The sequence below is a fragment of the Paenibacillus pasadenensis genome, assembly GCF_023715725.1.
Taxonomy (GTDB): domain Bacteria; phylum Bacillota; class Bacilli; order Paenibacillales; family Paenibacillaceae; genus Paenibacillus_O; species Paenibacillus_O pasadenensis_A.
On record NZ_JAMBOT010000001.1, the window covers coordinates 248,182 to 268,599 of the forward strand.

19 protein-coding genes are annotated in these 20,418 nt (G+C 55.2%); all 19 read right to left on the bottom strand.

Features of this window, described 5'->3' with window-relative positions; genetic code table 11:
• Positions 1-43 precede the first annotated feature (43 nt).
• The 19 genes from M3223_RS01145 to rimP all read right to left on the bottom strand — a co-directional run bounded on the left by M3223_RS01145 (position 44) and on the right by rimP (position 20,244).
• Positions 44-1,723 carry a ribonuclease J gene (locus M3223_RS01145; protein ID WP_251558114.1) on the bottom strand — a complete coding sequence of 560 codons (1,680 nt, stop codon included), beginning with the start codon at positions 1,721-1,723 and terminating at the stop codon, positions 44-46.
• A gap of 299 nt (positions 1,724-2,022) precedes the next feature.
• A complete protein-coding gene (gene dapA, locus M3223_RS01150; protein ID WP_251558116.1) occupies positions 2,023-2,895 on the bottom strand; it encodes a 4-hydroxy-tetrahydrodipicolinate synthase in 873 nt (290 codons plus the stop codon).
• Between the two features lie 120 nt (positions 2,896-3,015).
• Positions 3,016-4,233 (bottom strand): aspartate kinase, encoded by a 1,218-nt coding sequence (dapG, locus tag M3223_RS01155; RefSeq protein ID WP_251558118.1) that lies wholly within the window; start codon positions 4,231-4,233, stop codon positions 3,016-3,018.
• A 195-nt stretch (positions 4,234-4,428) separates the two neighbouring features.
• A complete protein-coding gene (locus M3223_RS01160) occupies positions 4,429-5,016 on the bottom strand; it encodes a dipicolinate synthase subunit B (RefSeq protein WP_251558120.1) in 588 nt (195 codons plus the stop codon).
• Positions 5,013-5,912, bottom strand: a complete 900-nt coding sequence (gene dpsA, locus M3223_RS01165; protein WP_251558122.1) for a dipicolinate synthase subunit DpsA — start codon at positions 5,910-5,912, stop codon at positions 5,013-5,015. The genes M3223_RS01160 and dpsA overlap by 4 nt, the downstream gene beginning before the upstream one ends.
• Positions 5,913-6,337: 425 nt before the next feature.
• Positions 6,338-6,781: a dUTP diphosphatase gene (gene dut, locus M3223_RS01170; protein ID WP_251558124.1), complete on the bottom strand. Its 444-nt coding sequence runs from the start codon at positions 6,779-6,781 to the stop codon at positions 6,338-6,340.
• On the bottom strand, positions 6,762-8,027 hold the full coding sequence (locus M3223_RS01175; RefSeq protein WP_251558125.1) for a M16 family metallopeptidase: 1,266 nt from the start codon (positions 8,025-8,027) through the stop codon (positions 6,762-6,764). The genes dut and M3223_RS01175 overlap by 20 nt, the downstream gene beginning before the upstream one ends.
• A gap of 40 nt (positions 8,028-8,067) precedes the next feature.
• The gene (locus tag M3223_RS01180; RefSeq protein WP_251558126.1) at positions 8,068-9,054 is read right to left on the bottom strand and encodes a polysaccharide deacetylase family protein; all 987 of its coding nucleotides are present in this window, start codon (positions 9,052-9,054) and stop codon (positions 8,068-8,070) included.
• A 181-nt stretch (positions 9,055-9,235) separates the two neighbouring features.
• Complete coding sequence (pnp, locus tag M3223_RS01185; protein WP_285891085.1) at positions 9,236-11,335, bottom strand: polyribonucleotide nucleotidyltransferase; 2,100 nt, start codon at positions 11,333-11,335, stop codon at positions 9,236-9,238.
• A gap of 198 nt (positions 11,336-11,533) precedes the next feature.
• Positions 11,534-11,803 (bottom strand): 30S ribosomal protein S15, encoded by a 270-nt coding sequence (gene rpsO, locus M3223_RS01190; RefSeq protein WP_251558127.1) that lies wholly within the window; start codon positions 11,801-11,803, stop codon positions 11,534-11,536.
• Positions 11,804-11,969: 166 nt separating this feature from the next.
• Positions 11,970-12,926, bottom strand: coding sequence for a bifunctional riboflavin kinase/FAD synthetase (locus M3223_RS01195; protein WP_251558129.1), 957 nt, complete (start codon positions 12,924-12,926; stop codon positions 11,970-11,972).
• 39 nt (positions 12,927-12,965) lie between these two features.
• On the bottom strand, positions 12,966-13,889 hold the full coding sequence (truB, locus tag M3223_RS01200) for a tRNA pseudouridine(55) synthase TruB (RefSeq protein WP_251558131.1): 924 nt from the start codon (positions 13,887-13,889) through the stop codon (positions 12,966-12,968).
• Positions 13,886-14,869, bottom strand: coding sequence for a DHH family phosphoesterase (locus tag M3223_RS01205; RefSeq protein WP_251558133.1), 984 nt, complete (start codon positions 14,867-14,869; stop codon positions 13,886-13,888). The genes truB and M3223_RS01205 overlap by 4 nt, the downstream gene beginning before the upstream one ends.
• Positions 14,866-15,222, bottom strand: coding sequence for a 30S ribosome-binding factor RbfA (gene rbfA, locus M3223_RS01210; RefSeq protein WP_028597391.1), 357 nt, complete (start codon positions 15,220-15,222; stop codon positions 14,866-14,868). Before rbfA ends, M3223_RS01205 begins: the two co-directional genes overlap by 4 nt.
• 15 nt (positions 15,223-15,237) lie before the next feature.
• A complete protein-coding gene (gene infB / locus M3223_RS01215) occupies positions 15,238-18,015 on the bottom strand; it encodes a translation initiation factor IF-2 (protein WP_251558135.1) in 2,778 nt (925 codons plus the stop codon).
• A complete protein-coding gene (locus M3223_RS01220) occupies positions 18,008-18,334 on the bottom strand; it encodes a L7Ae/L30e/S12e/Gadd45 family ribosomal protein (protein ID WP_251558137.1) in 327 nt (108 codons plus the stop codon). Before M3223_RS01220 ends, infB begins: the two co-directional genes overlap by 8 nt.
• Entirely contained in the window at positions 18,324-18,641 is a 318-nt protein-coding gene (gene rnpM, locus M3223_RS01225; protein ID WP_251558139.1) for an RNase P modulator RnpM, read from the bottom strand. Before rnpM ends, M3223_RS01220 begins: the two co-directional genes overlap by 11 nt.
• Positions 18,642-18,658: 17 nt before the next feature.
• Positions 18,659-19,756 carry a transcription termination factor NusA gene (gene nusA / locus M3223_RS01230; RefSeq protein WP_251558141.1) on the bottom strand — a complete coding sequence of 366 codons (1,098 nt, stop codon included), beginning with the start codon at positions 19,754-19,756 and terminating at the stop codon, positions 18,659-18,661.
• Between the two features lie 26 nt (positions 19,757-19,782).
• A complete protein-coding gene (gene rimP, locus M3223_RS01235; RefSeq protein ID WP_251558143.1) occupies positions 19,783-20,244 on the bottom strand; it encodes a ribosome maturation factor RimP in 462 nt (153 codons plus the stop codon).
• Between the last annotated feature and the right edge of the window lie 174 nt (positions 20,245-20,418).

Genomic DNA, 20,418 nt, shown 5'->3' on the forward strand with positions numbered 1-20,418 from the left:
CCAGCGTCATTATTGACGCTAGAAACGGCCTTTAGAGATCGAATTATACTTCCATAATAATCGGCAAAATCATTGGGCGGCGGCGCGTTTGCTCGTACAGGAAGCGACCCAGCGCATCCTTAACGTTTGTTTTGAGCGAAGCCCATTCGTTGACCTTGTCGTTCATCAGCTTGTTCAGCGTTGTCGTTACGATACGGTTCGCTTCGTCCAGCAATCCTTCGGATTCACGCACATACACAAAACCGCGCGAAATAATGTCCGGACCCGACTTGATCGTGCCGTCCTGCTTGCTCAGCGTTACAACGACGACCAGAATGCCGTCCTGCGAAAGCAGCTTGCGGTCGCGAAGCACGATGTTGCCTACGTCGCCAACGCCAAGTCCGTCAATTAGCACGTTGCCGGAAGGCACCTTGGAGCCTTTGCGTCCGACGCCGTTCTGGAATTCAACGGTATCGCCGATATCGCAGAGGAAAATGTTCTCGGGATCAACGCCTACGGCCTCTCCTAGCTTAGCGTGCTGGCGGAGCATCCGGTATTCACCGTGAATCGGGATGAAATATTGCGGCTTGATCAGGTTGAGCATCAGCTTCAGCTCTTCCTGGCTGCCGTGACCCGATACGTGAACGCCAGACACGGAGCCTGGGCCGTAAATAACGTTAGCTCCAAGACGGAACAGCTCGTCTACCGTGCGGCCTACATCCCGTTCATTGCCCGGAATAGGCGTTGCAGCGATAATGACGGTGTCGCCTGGCAGGATGTCGATTTTGCGGTGCGTGGAGCGGGCCATGCGCGTCAATGCCGACATCGGCTCGCCCTGGCTGCCTGTGCAAAGCACCGCTACGCGGTCGGCCGCCATTTTGTTCACTTCCTCCGGCTCGATAATCATGCCTTCCGGAATGTTCAAATATCCGAGCTCGCCGGCAATCGTCACTACATTCACCATGCTGCGTCCAACAATCGCGACTTTACGCTTAGTAGCCATTGCCGCGTTGAACACCTGCTGAATCCGGTGAACGTTGGAAGCAAACGTCGCGACGACGACGCGCTGCTGGGATTTGCGGAAAATTTCCGTCAGCTCTATGCCGACATTGCTTTCGGACGGAGTCATGCCAGGGCGTTCAGCGTTCGTGCTGTCGGACAGCAATGCAAGCACGCCGCGTTTGCCGATCTCGGCAATGCGCTGCAGATCCGCGAACTGATCGTTCACCGGTGTGAAATCAAACTTGAAGTCGCCGGTATGTACGACTGTTCCTTCTGGAGTCTCAAGGCATACGCCGACGGAATCCGGAATACTGTGGTTCGTCTTGAAGAAGCTTGCCGTAATCGTTCCAAGCTCAAGCACGGAGTCGGCATTGATCAGAATGCGCTTCGTCTCGCCAAGCAGACCGGCTTCCTTCAGCTTGCCCTCGATCAGGCCAAGCGTAAGCTTGGTGGCATATACGGGAACATTCAGATGACGCAGCACATAAGGCAAACCGCCAATGTGATCCTCATGTCCGTGGGTAATAATGATGCCGCGAACTTTGTCCTTGTTTTCGGTCAAGTAGGTGATATCGGGGATGACGATGTCGATTCCGAGCATGTCCTCCTCCGGGAATTTTAGGCCGGAGTCAACAACGACAATGTCATTCCCATACTGGATGACATACATATTTTTGCCGATCTCTCCTACGCCGCCAAGGGCGAAGATGAGCAGCTTGTCCTGGATATTCTTTTTTGACAAGGGAAATCTTACCTCCTATATATTGTGAGAAATTATCGATGGCTGTGAAAATAACCGCTTCCATGCGAATTCGACCAAATACATGCAATGCACGGATTCACCCATCCGCCGCCGCGCGTTGGGCTTGAAGCCATATTAACTTTGCCGCACCAGTCACTTAGGAATATTATACATGATGCAAAAGATGGAACACAAGCTACCGCTTCAAGTCAACTTAACGATAAATGCAAGGCGGACGATTACCATATAAAAACCGGCCCCCCTGCGAGGAGCCGGCGCTTTTGAATATATAACCGAGCTTATAGCTCTTTAAGCAGTTCTTTTAGAGCGGCAGTTTCCGCCTCGTCTGCCTCAACAAGCGGCAGGCGAACGCCGCCGACAGGCAGCCCTTTAAGCGCCAGCGCTTTTTTGACGAGCACGGGGTTAGGAGCCGCGAACAATCCGTTAAAAATCGGCAGCAGCTTGCGATGCAGCGCGGCAGCCTCCGCATTGCGACCTTCCAAATGGAATTGGATCATGTCCTTCATCTGCGGACCGACGATGTGGGCAGCTACGCTTACGATTCCGTACCCGCCGACGGCAAGCGTCGCCAGCCCGACGCTGTCGTCGCCTGTGTAAACGCGGAAGCTTTCCGGCGCTCCGCTGACAATCATTGCGATATGGTCGAGGGAGTGGCACTCCTTCGTCGCTACAATATTAGGCACATCCTGAGCCAGCCGGACCGTTGTAGCCGCATTCATGCTGGCTACTGTACGGGTCGGCACGTTGTAAAGCATAACCGGGAGCGAAGTCGACTCGGCGATTGCTTTGAAATGCTGGTACATGCCCTCTTGGCTCGGTTTGTTGTAATAAGGAACGACAAGCAAAACTCCGTCAACGCCCGCTTTTTGAGCGATAGCCGTCAGATGAATGGAATGCGCGGTATCGTTGCTGCCGGTGCCGGCAATGATGCGGGCGCGGCCTGAGCTGCGCTCCATCGCGAAGCGGAACAGCCGATCCTTCTCGTCATCCGTAAGCGTCGGCGATTCGCCGGTGGTTCCGCTGACAACGATTGAGTCGTTGAGCTGATCTTCGATCAGATAGTCGATCAGCTTCCCTGCCGTCTCCCAATCCACCGCGCCATCGGGAGTGAAAGGTGTAACCATTGCTGTAATCAGTCTGCCAAAATCCATCCGGTTTCCCTCCTCGGCAGGTACGGCGCCATCGCTAACGCACACTGCCTCATTAGTTGAACTGCCAACTTCCATAAAGTCCGGTAAATAATAAGCGATGCTCTCTATCTTATAAATATATTATAAGTGCAGTTCAAACTTGGCATGAAGCGCCCGAAGCGCATTGCCCATATGCTCCTCGCGGACAAGCACCCATATCGTCGTATTGGAGTCTGCCGATTGTAAAATCGGGATGCCCTGCTCCGCAAGAGCTTCCACAATGCGGGCCATAACTCCCGGCACGCGGTGCATGCCGCCTCCGATGACCGATACTTTAGCACAGCCGCTGACCGTCTCCGGCTCGAAGCCCAAATCCCTCAGCACCCGGACCGCTTTGTCCGCATCAGCGTCCATGACGGTGTAAAGAGCTCCCGCCAGCGTAACATTGATAAGGTCGACGCTTATATGGTGGCGGGCCATCGACTGGAACACCTTCAGCTGCGTGTCGCCAATGCCCTCAACCGCGCGTACAGATATTTGCGTTACCCCCTGCACATGCGCGATGCCGGTAACATGTCGGTCTTTAAGCGGCGCAGCCAGACTGAGAGCGGTGGGCAGATCGGTGACGAGCGTGCCCTCCTCGTCGGAAAAAGTCGAGCGCACACGCAGCGGAATGCGGGCCTGCTGCGCAATTTCCACGGCGCGGGGATGAATAACCTTTGCCCCTAAACGCGCCATATTGCAAATCTCCGCATAACCGACCACGGTGAGCGGTTTGGCGTCCTTGACGATTCTCGGATCGGCTGTCAAAATCCCGTTGACATCGGTATAGATATCAACAATTTGCGCCTGCAGAGCGGCGCCAAGCGCCGTAGCTGAAGTATCGCTGCCGCCGCGTCCCAGCGTCGTCAGATCACCTCGGCTGTCCTGGCCTTGAAAGCCTGTTACGACGACCACCTCGCCCTGGTCAAGATGATGCTTCATCCGGTCGGTACGGATTTCTTCAATCCGCGCCTCCCCGAACTGGCTGCTCGTCAATATGCCTGCGCCGCCGCCGGTAAGAGCGACCGCCGGAATAGAGCGGGCCTGGAGAGCGCCGCAGAGAACTACAGCGGAAATAATCTCGCCGCAGCCCATCAGCAAATCCTTCTCGCGCGAAGGCAATTCGCCGCCTTCCTCGCTTGCCAGCGACAACAGCGTGTCCGTAGCGTAAGGATCGCCGGAGCGTCCCATTGCAGACACGACAACAACCAGCTGATGCCCCTCTTTAAGCTCCCGCTCGATATGGTGGATAACCAATTCCCGCGTCTGTTTCGTCGCCACCGATGTGCCGCCGAATTTTAAAACCCGTACCCCCATAGATGACATCCCTTCTGCCGCTTCAATTAATGCAGCTATATGCATTAGCGTCGCAATCATTTCTACATTTCGCTTGTTAGGTTCAAAAAAAGCCGCCAGCGTATCGCTCGCTGCCGGCTGACGTATATCCGCCGCCCGGCTTCAAATCCGGACATGACGCTCAAGTCCGGGCTGCCGCCAAGCGCGCAGGTTGATTTAAGCTCTCTGAATCAATACAGGCTGGATCTGGCGGCCCTGCAGCGCATGCTCGCAAGCTTCCATCACCATATCCATCTTGGCGACAAGCGAATTCGGCTTGTTGACGGGATCGTCCTGGCCGAAGGGAACAAAATAAATGTTCTTCGCTACCATCAGCTTGGCGATATTCGCCATATTGAGCCCGAGACCGTCGTTGGTGGAAATGGCGAGTACAACTGGCCTTCCGTTGCGCATCTGGGCTTTAGCGGCCATCAGCACAGCGCCATCCGTCAGCGCGTTGGCCAGCTTGCTCGTCGTATTGCCGGTGCATGGCGCGATCAGCATCACATTCAACAGCTTGGATGGACCAAGCGGTTCGGCCTGAACGACCGTGGATATGATCTCATTGCCGGTAATATCCCGCAGCTGACGCCTCCACTCCTCGGCCGTACCGAATCTGGTATCCGTCGTCATAAGACTCTGGGTTACAATTGGCACGACATTGGCGCCCGCGTCGACAAACTTCTGAATCTGAGGCATTACCTCGGCAAAGGTGCAGTGGGAGCCCGAAAGGGCGTATCCGACCGTAAGTCCGTTCCAGTTCATTGTTCATTCCCCCGCGTGCTGATGTCATCCAGAATCAGCTGAGTGACACAATCCGCTATGATTCGTCCAGCGGTTACGGGGGCCACGATACCGGGCAGTCCGGGAGCCAAAATCGCCTTCAATCCCCGTTTCTCCGCGAAGCGGAAATCGGTTCCTCCAGGTTTGGAGGCCAGGTCGATAATAACGGCCCGGGAAGGCATTCCGGCTATCATTTGCGCTGTGACTATCATAGTAGGAATTGTGTTAAAAAGCAAGTCAATATTGGCAGCGTAATCCTGCAAATCCCGCGTGTAGAAAGGCTTTGCGCCCATCTCGGCCGCCCTTGCGTAATGCTCTGGACGATGCACTCCGGCATAAACTTGAGCGCCGAGCGCAAGCAGCGTCCGGACAAGCGTAAGCCCCGTCCGTCCCAATCCAAGCACCATGCAGGCCGAGCCGTGCAGCGTAATATCCGTATGTTCGATCGCCATCTTGACCGCCCCTTCGGCAGTCGGGATGGAATTCAATATCGCTACGTCATCTCTCTCAAATAATTCGACAAGAGCAATACCGTGCTTTTGGCAAAGCTCTTTTAAATACGGCCGGGCCATGCCAGCGTATACCGTGCCGTATTTCGGGATCCGGCTAAACATGCCGTCTGTCAGCAGCAGCTCGCTATCGCTGAAAGCAGCCGGTATCAGGCCGGCGTCATCCGTTCCGACTGCCGGAAGGATGACGGCATCTGCCTTGTCGAACAATTCCTCCCGCAGCTCGCTGTTCGAGATATCCCCGGGAAGGGTACGGAGCCCGTCGAAGCCTGAAACCGTCAGCGAAGCATTCAGCTCCGAGAGCCTGCGGATGACCTCTAGCTGCCTTGCGTCGCCGCCGATCAGCAGCACTTGAACGCCGGTCAGCATGCTGGCGTCACATCCTCTCACCATATTCGAACTAAAACGGCAGCCTACCGGGGGTACGCCAGTCGGTACGCCGTTTTTCCACTTCGTCCAGCCGCCAAGGCAATTGGCATAACCGGCGGCGGCTTTGCTCTACTACTAAGAAATTAATTCCTGACCGGAATAACTCCCGTAAATTCCATCGCACACGGACACCTCCGCAGGCGCGGCGGGGCTGTGTTGCTTGGTATAGTGCATTTTATGCGGCAGAAGCGGAGTGGGTTACACGCTGACGGTTAAGGCTTCGCAATGGGCTTAAGGCGCATGCAAAAACAAGCCGTCCTTCGCTGCCATGAAGCGGGTAGCGAAAAACGGCTTGTTTGTTCTGTTAATGACTTATTGTTCCTAAGCGCGGCAGTCCAGTCTTGCCGATGCCGCAACATAACGGCTTATTTGCCGGTATGACCAAAGCCTCCGGCTCCGCGCAGCGTCTCCGGAAGCTCTTCCGCCTCCTGAATGCTGATCGCAGGCACGGTTTGGAACACCATCTGGGCAATCCGCTCGCCTCTCGCAATTGCAAAAGGCTCCTGCCCCAGATTGATGAGCAGCACCTTCACTTCACCCCGGTAATCGGCGTCGATTGTCCCGGGTGAATTCAGGCAGGTGATGCCGTGTTTGTAAGCCAGGCCACTGCGCGGACGAATCTGCGCCTCCAGCTCCGGCGGCATTGCCATCGCAAAGCCGGTTGGAATAAGCTGGCGCTCGCCGGGCTGCAGCACAACGGTCTCGCCAACAGCTGCATGCAGGTCGAATCCGGCAGCAGCCTCAGACATGCGAGCCGGGAGCAGTACGTCCTCGTTGCCCGGCAGTCGTTTAAACAATACTTGATGCAAAACGGTCCCTCCTCAAAGCTGCGGCAGGGCCTTCCTCCGTGCCAACCATAGCAACGGCGAACGGCACAGCCAGCATCCGGGCCGTAACGGCGCGAATGTCGTCCATTTTTACCGCTTCGATGCGTTCAATAATTTCATCCATTGTATAATGCTTGCCAAGCATCAGCTCGTTTTTGCCGTTGCGGTTCATCCGGCTGCTCGTGCTTTCAAGGCTCAGAATCAGGCTGCCCTTAAGCTGTTCCTTGCCGCGGTGGAGCTCGGCGTCCGTCAATCCGTTAGCCGATAGATCGGCCAGCAGCTCCATCGTCAAATCAAGCACGTCCGACGTTTGCTTCGGCGCTGTTCCCGCATATACGGTAAACAGGCCGGAGTCCGCATAAGACGTATGATAGGAGTAGACGGAATAAGCCAGTCCGCGCTTCTCGCGAATTTCCTGGAACAGCCGGGAGCTCATGCCTCCGCCAAGCGCGTTGTTCAGGAGCACCATCGCATAAAGCTTGTCATCGTCAATGGAGCAGCCTGGGAACGTGAGGCAAATATGATTTTGCTCCGTTTGTTTCGGACGGAAAATATACTGTCCATTGAATTGAGGCGCCTCCAGGCTTTTGCCTGCGCCTCTTGCGCTCATGCGGCCAAACTTCTGCTCCAGAAGTTCCAGCAGCGCTTTTTCTTCAATGTTGCCAGCCACGCTAATGACGGTATTCTCAATCGTGTATTGCTCATTCATATATGTCCGCAGCGTATCCGGCCCCATCTCGGCAAGCCGTTCTTCAAGTCCAAGAATGGAGTAAGCCAATGGATGATTGCCGTAAGATGCGCGTGAAGCCTCGTCATGGACTTTGTCATCAGGAGTATCCTCATACATGGATATTTCTTCCAAAATGACGTTTTTCTCCTTGGCCAGCTCCCCCTCGTCAAAACGGGAGTCAAAAAACATATCCGCCAATGCGTCCACCGCAAGCGGCAGATGCTGGTCCAGCACTTTGGCAAAATAACACGTATATTCTTTCGCTGTAAAAGCGTTCACGTTGCCGCCGATTCCGTCGAACAGATCCGCGATATCCTTGGCGCTGCGGGTAGCAGTGCCTTTAAAGAGCATGTGCTCAATAAAATGGGAGATGCCGTTGTTGGCCGGGGTTTCGCTGCGCGAGCCCGTCTTCACCCAAATGCCGAACGAGACAGATCGGCAGGTCGGAATCGGTTCCGCTACAACGCGAAGGCCATTGCTGAGTCGATATAAGTTCACCGGTTCTCCTCCTAGAAGTTTAATTATCATCATATCAAAATCAGCGCCCGCTCTCAACCGCTGCCTCCAAACGCCGCTCGGATAAAGTCTCGCTGACCGTTCCGAGCTGCAGCCCTTTTCGTTTCGCTACGTTAATCATGCCCTGCAGCGCATCCCGCGAGCTGGCGGTTGGATGCATAAGAATAAGCGTGCCCGGCTTGATGCCTTTGGCTATCTTGGTTACGACCGCTCCCGGATCGGGCTTCGTCCAATCAACCGTATCAAGCGTCCAGAGCACCGTCGACATGCCCTGCTCGCGGGCGGCTTTGACCGTTAAGGAGTTGAAGCTGCCTGAAGGCGGCGCGAACCAGACGCTTTTAACGCCGAGCGTTTGCTCAATGAGCTGGCTTGTACGTTGAATTTGGCTGCGCTGCTGCTCCATGCCAAGCTTGCTCATATCAGGGTGGGTGTAGGCGTGATTGCCGATTTCATGGCCGCCGTCGCGGATTTTCCGCGCTTCTTCAGGATATTTTTTCAGCCAGGAGCCGTCCAGAAAAAAGGTCGCTTTTACCCCGTTTCGCTTCAGCGTGTCAAGCATCACATCCAGATATTCATTGCCCCAAGCCACGTTTATCATAAACGAAGCAGCAGGTTTAGCCGGATTGCCCATATAGATCGGCTCCAGCGGATAGCTCTCCAGCGATTTGGCCGGTTTAACCGGCTTATACTGGAACGGAATGTCCGCGCCTGGAGCTTGAAGCGCCTTTTTGTAGGTCGCTTCCACGTCAACCTCTCTGCCGTCGTAAGCGGGGATCGCCCTGAACCAGCGGTCAACCGAAGCATCAACCGGAGGGATGTACCGTTGCTTCGCTTCCTTGCGAATCTCCTCAAGCAGGGAACGATCCGCATCCTGATCCGCCATCGCGGCGCGTATTTCCCCGCTGCCGAGCGAGCTTATGTAGTCGCCTGCCGGACTCCAGGACGCAGCCGCCAGCACAACAAACGCTCCGCAGACGACCGCTGCGCTCCAAGCACGGACATTCATCATCTCTCACCCTCCACCTTTTCTCCCCCCAATGTATGAGCAGCAGAGGACAAATATGCGGCTTGGCCGATAGCGGCAAACGGGGTGAAAATAAAAAAAGAATCAGAGAAACTCTGACTCTTCGGGTCAATCAGCGGGCTGAAGTCAGGGCAGCTGCTTGTACTGCCTGACTTCGCCTCAGCAATTAGGATTGGGCTGGAGCTTCGGCGGTCAGCACCGCTTTACGGGACAGGTTAATCCGTCCTTGTCCGTCGATTTCGGTAACCTTAACCGTAATAACGTCGCCAATGCTGACGGCATCCTCGGTTTTAGCTACGCGGTCGGTGGACAGCTGCGAAATGTGCACAAGACCGTCTTTGTTCGGAAGAATTTCGACGAACGCGCCGAACTTCTCAATCCGTTTTACGGTGCCTGTGTAAATTTCGCCGACGACAACCTCTTTCACGATGCCTTCGATAATCTGTCTGGCGCGCTGGTTCATCGCTTCGTTGGAAGATGCGATGTATACCATGCCGTCCTGCTCGATATCGATTTTCACGCCGGTTTCTTCGATGATTTTGTTGATGATTTTGCCGCCCGCGCCGATAACGTCGCGGATTTTGTCCGGATTGATGCGCAGCGTCATGATTTTAGGCGCATATTGGGACAGGCTTTCGCGCGGTTTGTTCATCACAGCGTTCATCTGATCCAGAATGTGGAGACGGCCTACGCGTGCTTGCTCCAGCGCCTGGGTCAAAATGCTGCGGTCGATGCCGTCGATTTTGATATCCATCTGAATCGCCGTAACGCCTTCAGCCGTACCGGCTACTTTGAAGTCCATGTCGCCGAGATGATCTTCCATGCCTTGAATGTCGGTCAGGATGGAGAAATGATCGCCGTCCTTGATCAGACCCATTGCCACACCGGCAACCGGCGCTTTGATCGGAACACCGGCATCCATCATGGCCAGCGAGCTGGCGCAAATACTTGCCTGGGAAGTGGAACCGTTGGACTCCAGAACCTCCGACACAAGACGAATCGTGTACGGGAAGTCCGATTCCGGTGGAATAACCTTCGAAAGAGCACGCTCGCCAAGAGCGCCGTGACCGATCTCACGACGGCCTGGAGCACGCAGCGGACGAGCTTCGCCGACGCTGAACGGCGGGAAGTTATAGTGATGCATGAAACGTTTCGTCTCTTCCGGGCTGATGCCGTCGAGAATTTGCACATCACCAAGAGCGCCGAGCGTACAGATGCTAAGCGCTTGGGTTTGTCCGCGTGTGAACAAGCCGGAGCCGTGCGTGCGCGGCAGCAGAGAAACGTCGCATTCAATTGGACGGACTACGTCAAGGCCGCGGCCGTCAGGACGCACTTTATCATGCGTAATGAGGCGGCGCACTTCCTCTTTAACGATGTCGTACAGCGTTTCTTTCACATCGCTCATCAGCTCAGGCGTTTCGGCATAAACCGTTTCGAAATGAGCTACCGTTTCGCTATTGACAGCGTCAATCGCTTCCTGGCGGGCATGTTTCTCCTCGATACGGATTGCCTCCACAAGGCGTGCGGAAGCATAAGCGCGAACGGCTGCGCTGACTTCGGCGTCTACCGCATGAAGCACAACGTCCATCTTTGCTTTGCCGCATTGCTCTCTGAGCTGCTCAATTACCGCGCAGATGTTTTTGATTTCGTCATGGCCGAACATAATCGCTTCCAGCATGACTTCCTCGGAAACCTCGTTCGCTTCCGCCTCAACCATCATAATCGCGTCTTTTGTGCCGGAAACAACGACATGAATATCGCTCTTCTCTTCCTGCTCAACAGTCGGATTGATGATGAACTGTCCATCTATGCGGCCAACGATAACGCCGCCGATTGGTCCGTTAAAAGGAACGTCGGATACGCTGAGCGCAGCGCCTGTTCCGATCATCGCCGCAATTTCCGGCGGGCAGTTCTGATCCACGCTCATCACAAGGTTGAGCACCTGCACGTCGTTGCGGAAACCTTCAGGGAACAGCGGGCGAATCGGGCGGTCCGTCAAGCGGCTTGACAAAATCGCTTTTTCGCTTGGGCGTCCTTCGCGTTTAATAAATCCTCCGGGAATTTTGCCCACGGCGTACAATCTTTCCTCGTAGTTAACGGTGAGCGGGAAAAAATCCAGATCTTTCGGACCTGAAGAAGCCGTTACCGTACATAAAATAACGGTATCGCCGTAGCGTACCGTTACGGCTGCGTTAGCCTGTTTAGCTAGACGCCCGGTTTCAAGGATGAGTTCCCGGCCGCCGAGTGTCATTTGAACCTGATGCATGATATCCCTCCTATTCTTGAATCCATTCGACAGTTCATCTCCGAATCCTCCGCCTGTCCTTAACAAGGGGGCCGGATGGAGTATGTATAACGATAATACCGAAAACTTCTCTTTTATTATAAAAAGCAACCCGGCTGCGGCGTTTCCGGTAGTCCCGGACAGCTGGCAACCAGGTTGCTTCATTTACAGCGGCATTTCCTAGCGGCGAAGGCCAAGCTTCTCGATCAGAGCGCTGTAACGTTTAACATCATTGTTCTTCAGGTAAGCCAGCAGTTTGCGGCGCTGACCGACCATTTTCAGAAGACCGCGACGCGAGTGGTGATCTTTCTTGTGCGTGCGCAGGTGGTCTGTCAAGTTCACGATGTTCTGAGTCAGGATAGCGACCTGAACTTCGGGGGAACCCGTGTCAGTTGCATGCGTTTTGTGCTCAGCGATGAGCTCTTGCTTGCGTTCTTGTGTAAGTGCCATCCTCGTTCACCTCCATTAGCTATAATTTCTTAAGTCGCCGTCAGCCTCGCCGCCGCCGGTGAGAGCGGCCGGCCAAGCCGGGGCCAGCGTGTCCAAAAGGATAAATCCCTGGACAACATTACGTAGTATACCACTATCGAATGACAAAGTAAACCTGCGTGCCTGTCTATGCGTTGAGCAGCTCCGCGGCTCGGTCGCGGTCTTTGCCCAGCTGCTCGACAAGCTCCGCAATCCCGTTGAACTTCCGCTCTGCCCGCAGAAAATGAAGGAACTCGATTCGCACTCTATTTCCATAAAGATCACCTTCAAAATCAAGCAGATGCGCCTCAAGCACCGGCACGATCTTCTCTTTATTAAAGGTAGGCTTCATGCCGTGATTGAGCACGGCGGCGCGAACCTGCGCCTCCCGTCCATCCGCAGCAGGAAGATGTACCCGCACCGCATAAACGCCGAGCCGCGGAACGACATACGATTCATCCTGCTGCACATTGGCAGTAGGGAAGCCGATTGTCCGGCCTCTGGCATCTCCGTGAACGACAACTCCGCTAACGGAATAAGGCCGGCCAAGCAGCTCAGCGGCCAGCTCCACCTGTCCGTTTTCCAGTGCCTCCCGGACGTAGGTGCTGCTGACTTTAAGGCCTTCGCGGCTTTGGGCTGGAATAACGTCAACGCCAAAGTCATCGGCGCCTAGCTCGCGCAGTCCATCGGCAGTCCCTTCGCCAAACCGTCCGAAACGGAAATCGAAGCCGACCACCGCATGTTTGACGCCAAGGCGCAGCAGCACCTCATCCACAAAGGTGCGAGGGCTTATCTCGGCAAAAGCCGGATCGAAGCGCATGACATATACCGTGTCCGCTCCCGCCTCGCGGAAAAGCTCCAGCTTATCCTGAAGCGGGGTCAGGCTGGCCGCATAACCGCCGCCTCTTCCCAGCACCTCGCGCGGGTGCGGATTGAAGGTCATTACTGCTGCCCGCAGACCGCTCTCGCGCGCCTTGGCTACCGCACGATCGATAACTGAACGGTGGCCAAGATGAACGCCATCAAAATGCCCGATGGCCAGAGCGCATGGAGAGGCGCTGGCGGTATCGTTCTCCAACGGATAGCTTACAACATGTATCTCCACTTCCACCCACCTGCATTTCTCTTTTACTTCGGCGCGAAATTAGAGTTCTTCCGGCCGGGCAAATACCTTGACTGGAACGAGCATTCCCGTTTCAGCGTCCGGTTCGTATAAACCGGCAAACAGCCCGGAATGACTGTAGAGACGAACCATTCCAAATCCACTTGGGGATGGAGCTTCATCAAGCCACTCTAGAGGGATATGCCGCCCCTGCAGCGCTTGGCGAATAGCTGGGACAGCCGCAGTAAATTGCGGCAGATGAGCTAACGCACGGTCCGCAGCAATCAGGCACTGCTCGGCCGTCCCCTGCGCTGCCAGCTGCTCCAGCTGTTCCAGCGTTACGCAGTCCTCCCTATGGAATCCTGCGGACAACGTACGCTTCAGCTCAGCCATCGCCGCAGGCACGCCTAGCCGCTCGCCGATATCGACGCATAACGTGCGAATATAGGTTCCTTTGGAGCAAAGAACCCGAAAGCGGATAATCGGATGGGGCTGGTCCAGCTCCATGCCGGTGATCTCAAGCTCATGAATAAAAGCTTGCCTTGGCTTGCGTTCGACGGTTTTACCCTCGCGCGCCAACTCGTACAGCCGTTTACCATCGACCTTTACCGCCGAGAACATCGGAGGCAGCTGCTCGATCTCCCCGACAAAGTGCAGCAGAGCTTCACGAATGGCCGATTCAGTAATAACAACAGTATCAACGCGATTTAACACCTCGCCGGTTAAATCCTGGGTATCCGTCGAGACGCCGAGCTGCAGCACCGCTTCGTATTCCTTGGGCAATTCCTGTAAATATTCCACCACACGGGTAGCAGGGCCGATACACAGCGGAAGAACTCCTGTAACCATCGGGTCCAGCGTACCGGCATGGCCGATTCTTTTGGTGCGGAGCAGCCTGCGGCATTTAGCTACGACATCGTGAGAGGTCCAGCCCGCAGGCTTCCACACCGCGATAATTCCATTCATAGAGACTCAAGCGCCTCCCCGATTGCCGCCAAGAGCAGAGGCATCGCTTCCGGCCCGTCCAGCCGGCAGCCGGCCGCGCGAACATGTCCGCCGCCGCCAAAAGAAGCGGCGATAGCCGATACATCAAGCGTAGTGCCTGAGCGCAGGCTGGCTTTAACGCTGCCGTCCCGCATTCCTTTGAACAGCACGCCGGCCTCTACGCCCTCTACGTTGCGGGCATAGTTGACCAGCCCTTCCAAGTCCTCCGGAGCCGCCCCGGTATCCGCCATATCCTCCGGCGTAATCAACATGGAGCATACACGGTCGCCATACTGGAACTGCATCCGGTTGAGGCCGAGCCGCAGCAGCTTAAGCTGCGGGAGCGACATCGCTTCCAGCAGACGGTCAGCAATAGCGTGCCCGTTGACGCCTGCTTCAAGCAGCTTGGCGGCTGTTGTCATGACCCGGGTGTCCGTATTGGAATAACGGAACCCTCCGGTATCGGTGAGCAAGCCGGTATAAAGCATTTCCGCCGCTTCAACGTCCAGCTTCAGGCCATGTGCCGCAATCAGCTCATACAAAATCTGAGCGGTTGCAGCCGCATCCGGAACGACTAGGTTGGCAACGCCATATAAATTGTTGGTCGGATGATGATCGATATTTAAAAGTTCATATCCTTCCGCGAAACGCTCCGACACACGGCCGATGCGTTTAAAATCGGCGCAATCCACCGCAACAATACGGCTAAAGCGCAGGTCGGAGGACAAGCCGCCAAGCGGCTGAATCAGCTCGCTCCCGTTCATAAAACGGAGCCGGTCTGGAACTGTATCTTCATTGACGAGCGTTACCCGCTTGCCGAGTTTTCTTAGCAGCCAAGCCGTGGCCAGCGTTGAGCTGATTGCATCCCCGTCAGGCTGAACATGGGAGACAACTAAGTAGTCGTCCCCCTCGTTCATAAACTTTATTGCGGCTTCATATTCGCGAAGCAACTGCCCGCTCATTCGCCGCCATTCTCCCGGTTGATCTTCGTCAGAAGCGATTCAATCCTGCTGCCGTACTCGATGCTGCCGTCGAATTTGAACAGCAGCTCTGGAGTATGGCGAAGGCGGATACGCTTGCCAAGCTCGGAGCGGATGAAGCCGGTTCCCCGCGCCAGAGCCTTAAGCGTCTCTTCCTTCTGATCGTCGTTCCCGAGCACGCTCAAGTAAACCCGCGCCTGGGACATATCGTTTGTGACATCCACGCCGGTTACCGTTATAAAGCCGATGCGGGGATCTTTGAGCTCAGTCTGGATAATCTGGCTGAGCTCTTTTTTGATCTGTTCCCCCACGCGGCCGACACGGATTTTAGCCATGCTGGACCACCTCTTTTAACGTTCTACCTTTTCCTGGACAAAAGCTTCAATGATGTCGCCTTCTTGAATGTCATTGAATTTCTCCAGGGTAATACCGCATTCATAACCTTGCGAAACTTCTTTAACGTCATCCTTGAAGCGTTTGAGCGTGTCGATCTTGCCCTGATGCAGAACAATTCCGCCACGAATGACGCGGGCTTCAGCCGAACGCGAGATTTTGCCGTCCGTAATCATACAACCGGCGATTGTGCCTACCTTGCTCACTTTGAACAGGTTGCGCACTTCCGCATGTCCAGTGACAACTTCCTTGAACACTGGATCCAGCATGCCCTTCATCGCCTGCTCGATCTCTTCAATTACGTTGTAGATGATGTTGTGCAGACGAACGTCCACTTTTTCCTGCTCGGCTGCAACCGCAGCCTGAGATTCAGGACGAACGTTGAAGCCGATAACGATCGCGTTGGAAGCCGATGCCAGAGCGATGTCGGATTCCGTAATCGCGCCGACGCCGTTGTGAATGCTCTTCACGCGCACGCCTTCAACTTCAATTTTCTCCAGGGAGCCTTTGAGAGCTTCCAAGGAGCCTTGCACGTCGGCTTTAATAATGACGTTGAGATCCTTGATCTCTCCGTCTTTAATGTGTTTGTACAGATCATCCAGCGTTACGCGGGAGTTCGCGCCCATTTCGGACTGGCGCTGCTTGATGGAGCGGCGCTCGGAAATAGCGCGGGCTTTGCGCTCGTCCTCGAACACCATGAACGGATCGCCAGCCTGAGGCACCTCGGTGAGACCGGTAATCTCAACCGGAGTGGACGGATCGGCTTCCTTCAAGCGGCGGCCTTTGTCGTTAATCATCGCGCGAACGCGGCCGAATGTGTTGCCGGCTACAAACGCATCACCGATTTTTAGCGTTCCGTGCTGTACGAGGACACGAGCGACTGGGCCTTTGCCTTTATCCAGCTCTGCCTCAAGAACGGTACCGCGGGCGCGTTTGTTCGGGTTCGCTTTATAATCGTTAACTTCCGCTACGAGCAGAATCATCTCCAGCAGCTCTTCCAGGTTGATGCGCTGTTTGGCGGATACGTTGACAAAAATCGTATCGCCGCCCCACTCTTCCGGCACGAGCTCGTATTTGGTGAGCTCTTGCTTGATCGTATCGGGATTCGCATCCGGCTTATCAATTTTGTTGACCGCTACGATAATCGGCACCTTGGCTGCTTTTGCATGGTTGATTGCTTCCACCGTTTGCGGCATGACGCCGTCATCGGCAGCCACAACGATAATGGTAATGTCCGTAACCTCGGCTCCGCGTGCGCGCATCATTGTGAACGCTTCGTGGCCCGGGGTATCCAGGAACGTGATTTTTTTGCTGTTGATTTCGACTTGGTAAGCACCGATATGCTGCGTAATGCCGCCAGCCTCGCCGCCCGTAACGTTCGTGGAACGGATGGCGTCGAGCAACGTCGTTTTACCGTGGTCAACGTGACCCATAATAGTCACAACCGGTGGACGGGATTCCAGAGTCTCTTCTTCGTCCTTCTCTTCCACCGTTTCGAAATCGTCTTCCTCAACCGGAATCTTGATTTCTACTTCTTCAACCTTGAACTCGGAAGCGACCAGTTGGATCGTTTCGATATCCAGCTCTTGGTTGATCGTAGCCATCACGCCGAGGAAAATAAGCTTTTTGATAACTTCGGAAGCGTCCTTATGGAGCAGCTTCGCCAGCTCGCCAACGGTCATGCTGCCGCGAACGATAATTTTCTTTGGCGTGTTGTCGATTTTCTCGCGCTGTGGCTGTTGGCTTCTGCCGCCGCGTCCGTTTTTGCCGCGGTTTTTGAAGCTGCCGCCGCGATCGTCAAAACGGCCGTTCTGTCCGCCTGGCTTGCCGCCCCCGCGACGGTTGTTGCTGCCTGGGCCGCCGCCACGGTTAAAGTCGTTACGGCCGCCTCCGGCAGGTTTGTTCTCGCCGAATGTGCGCGTAGCCGGAGCCGTGCTGCGGCTTTCACCGCGCGGAGCGGAGCCTGCAGTCGCACCGCCTTGACCTTGCGGACGGCTGCCTGCGTATCCGCCGCCTTGGCCCGGTGGACGGCCTTGGCCTCCGCCTTGACCTTGCGGACGGCTGCCTGCATATCCGCCGCCTTGGCCCGGTGGACGGCTTTGGCCTCCGCCTTGACCTTGCGGACGGCTGCCTGCGTATCCGCCGCCGCCTTGGCCTTGCGGACGGCCCTGGCCTCCGCCTTGACCTTGCGGGCGGCTGCCTGCGTATCCGCCGCCTTGGCCCGGTGGACGGCCTTGGCCTCCGCCTTGACCTTGCGGACGGCTGCCTTGACCGCCGCCTTGGCCGCCTCTATTGTTGCCGCCCTGGCTAGGGCCGCGTCCTTGACCGCCGCCTTGGGACGGCCGCTGCTGAGTTCCGTTGCTACCTTGGTTGTTCGTTGTCGTGTTCATAGTCACCTGTCGATCCTGTTGATTTGGTTGTTGGGTTTGCTCTTGACGTGGAATAGTATGCACTCCTTGTTGCTCCGGCCGCTTCTCGGCTTGGCGGGTCGCGGCTGTGTTGGCCTGCGGGCTGCCTTGCGCTCTCTTGGCTGCGGCGTTCGCTTTGATGTCGCGGAAGAATCCTTCCACCTTGCTCACCATGTCATGCTCCATCACGCTCATGTGATTGTTGACAGGCGTATCCAGCCGCTTAAGAATCGTAATAATTTCTTTGCTGCTCATGTTTAGGGACTTCGCATATTCATATACGCGAAGTTTATCTTTGCCTTCTTTACCGTCTTGTGGTTTAGTCAATATTCTCCACCTCCGTATTCTGGCTCAATCGACCCCGAATCATGTTGGCGAATCCCGCATCCGTAACTGCGATGACAACCCTCTCTTCCTTGCCGAGGGCATGGCCAAGCGCATCGCGGGAAAAGGCTTCAGCCAAAAATACGCCGTATGTCGCGCATTTGTCACGGTATTTCTTCTTGGTGTTGTCGGAGGCGTCAGCCGCCACCAGAACAAGGGCTGCCTTGCCCTGGCGGACCGTCTTCAGCACCGTATCGTCGCCAGTCACGACTTTGCCGGCGCGCATTGCCATTCCGAGACTGGAAAGAGCTTTATTCGTCATCCCCATCCGCCTCCTGCTCCTTGGCGGCGAGGAACTGCTCCTCCACGGAAATGAACTCGCGCTCCAGCTGGTCGTAAATTTCCGGCGGCACGGTTTGTTTCAGCGCACGGTCGAGCGCACGTGTCTTTTTGGCCAAGCGGAAATTGTCCGCCGTTCCTTTCAGATAAGCGCCCCTCCCGGATTTTTTGCCGGTCAGATCGATCGTAATCGCGCCGTCCGGCGTGCGGACGACCCGGATCAGTTCTTTTTTGGGGAGCATCTCCTGGCTGGCCACGCATTTGCGCAGCGGGATTTTTCTAGGTTTCATGAGATCCCCCCTTCAGCCTAGTCGATGGAAATGGAATCCTGATGCATTGCTGCCGATTGCGTACGCTCACGTCCGTACTCCTGCTCCGCTTGCGTTTCGCTTTTGATGTCGATTTTCCAGCCGGTCAGCTTGGCCGCTAAACGAGCGTTCTGGCCCTTGATGCCGATTGCCAGAGAAAGCTGGTAGTCCGGCACAATTACGCGGGCCATCTTTTCCTGCTCAAACACGATGACCTCAAGCACTTTGGAAGGGCTGAGCGCGTTGGCAACGTACTCCTCAATGTTGTCGGACCAACGGACGATATCGATCTTTTCGCCCTTCAGTTCAGCAACAATCGTTTGCACGCGCATTCCCTTCTGACCGACGCAGGATCCGACTGGATCAACCTCGTCATTGCGGGAATGAACCGCAATTTTGGAGCGGAAGCCAGCTTCGCGGGCTACGGAGCGAATTTCAACAACGCCGTCGTAGATTTCAGGAACCTCCAGCTCGAAGAGACGTTTGAGCAAGCCCGGATGCGTGCGCGAAAGAATGATTTGCGGCCCCTTGGTCGTATTCTCAACCTTGGTTATAAAGGATTTGACGCGATCGCCGTGTTTAAACTTGTCAGTCGGCATCAGCTCGGTCAGAGGAAGCACAGCCTCTACCTTGCCAAGATCAATGAACAGATTGCGCGTATCCTGGCGCTGCACGATACCGTTAACGATATCTTCTTCTTTATCGATATAAGCGTTATAAATCAGTCCACGCTCGGCTTCACGGATGCGCTGCGTTACGACCTGCTTCGCTGTTTGGGCAGCGATACGGCCAAAATCACGAGGCGTCACTTCAATTTCCGCCACGTCGTCAAGCTGATAATGCGGATTTATTTCGCGCGACGCTTCCACGCTAATTTCCAGACGCGGATCAAGAACTTCCTCCACGACATTTTTGCGAGCGTATACTTTAATGACGCCCGTGTGCCGGTTAATATCCACCCGCACGTTCTGCGCCGTGTTAAAGTTGCGCTTATAGCTGGAAATTAGCGCCGCTTCGATCGCTTCAAGAAGGACGTCTTTGGCTATCCCCTTTTCACGCTCGATCTCATTAAGAGCTTCAATAAAATCCATACTCATTGAACCGTGAATCCCCCTTTCGCTATTTAGAAAACGATAGCCAGCCTGGCGCTGGCCACCTTGGCATATGGAATCGAATGACTTTTGCGGCCAACTTGGACGGACACAGTCTCTCCGTCGAATGACAGCAAAGGACCCTCGAATTCTTTCAATCCGTCAATCGGCTCGTACGTGGTCACACAGACCTGCTTGCCGACTGCTTTGCTCACGTCCTCGGGCTTTTTCAGCGGACGCTCCGCACCCGGAGAGGAGACCTCCAGAAAATAAGCGTCTGAGACGGGATCATTCTCGTCCAGGCGCTCGCTCAGATATTCGCTGATCCGGCCGCACTCGTCGATGTCGATTCCGCCGTCTTTATCCACAAATACGCGCAGGAACCAGTTGCTGCCTTCCTTCACGTACTCGATATCTACAAGCTCGAACCCGTTCTCGCTAAGAAACGGCGTGATCATCTCTTCGACGACCGCCTTGATTCTGGATGTGCTCAAATCCGATAGACCTCCTGATTCCAACGAAAAAAGTAGTGGACAAAACGTGAAGAGTGGGTTTCCCCACTCTTCAGAAAGTTAGTTCTATCCTCATGATTACCAAAAAAATTATATCATAACCCATATGCACTGACAAGAATTGTTTTCCTCTGAAGCTATTGGCAGGAAAAGAGA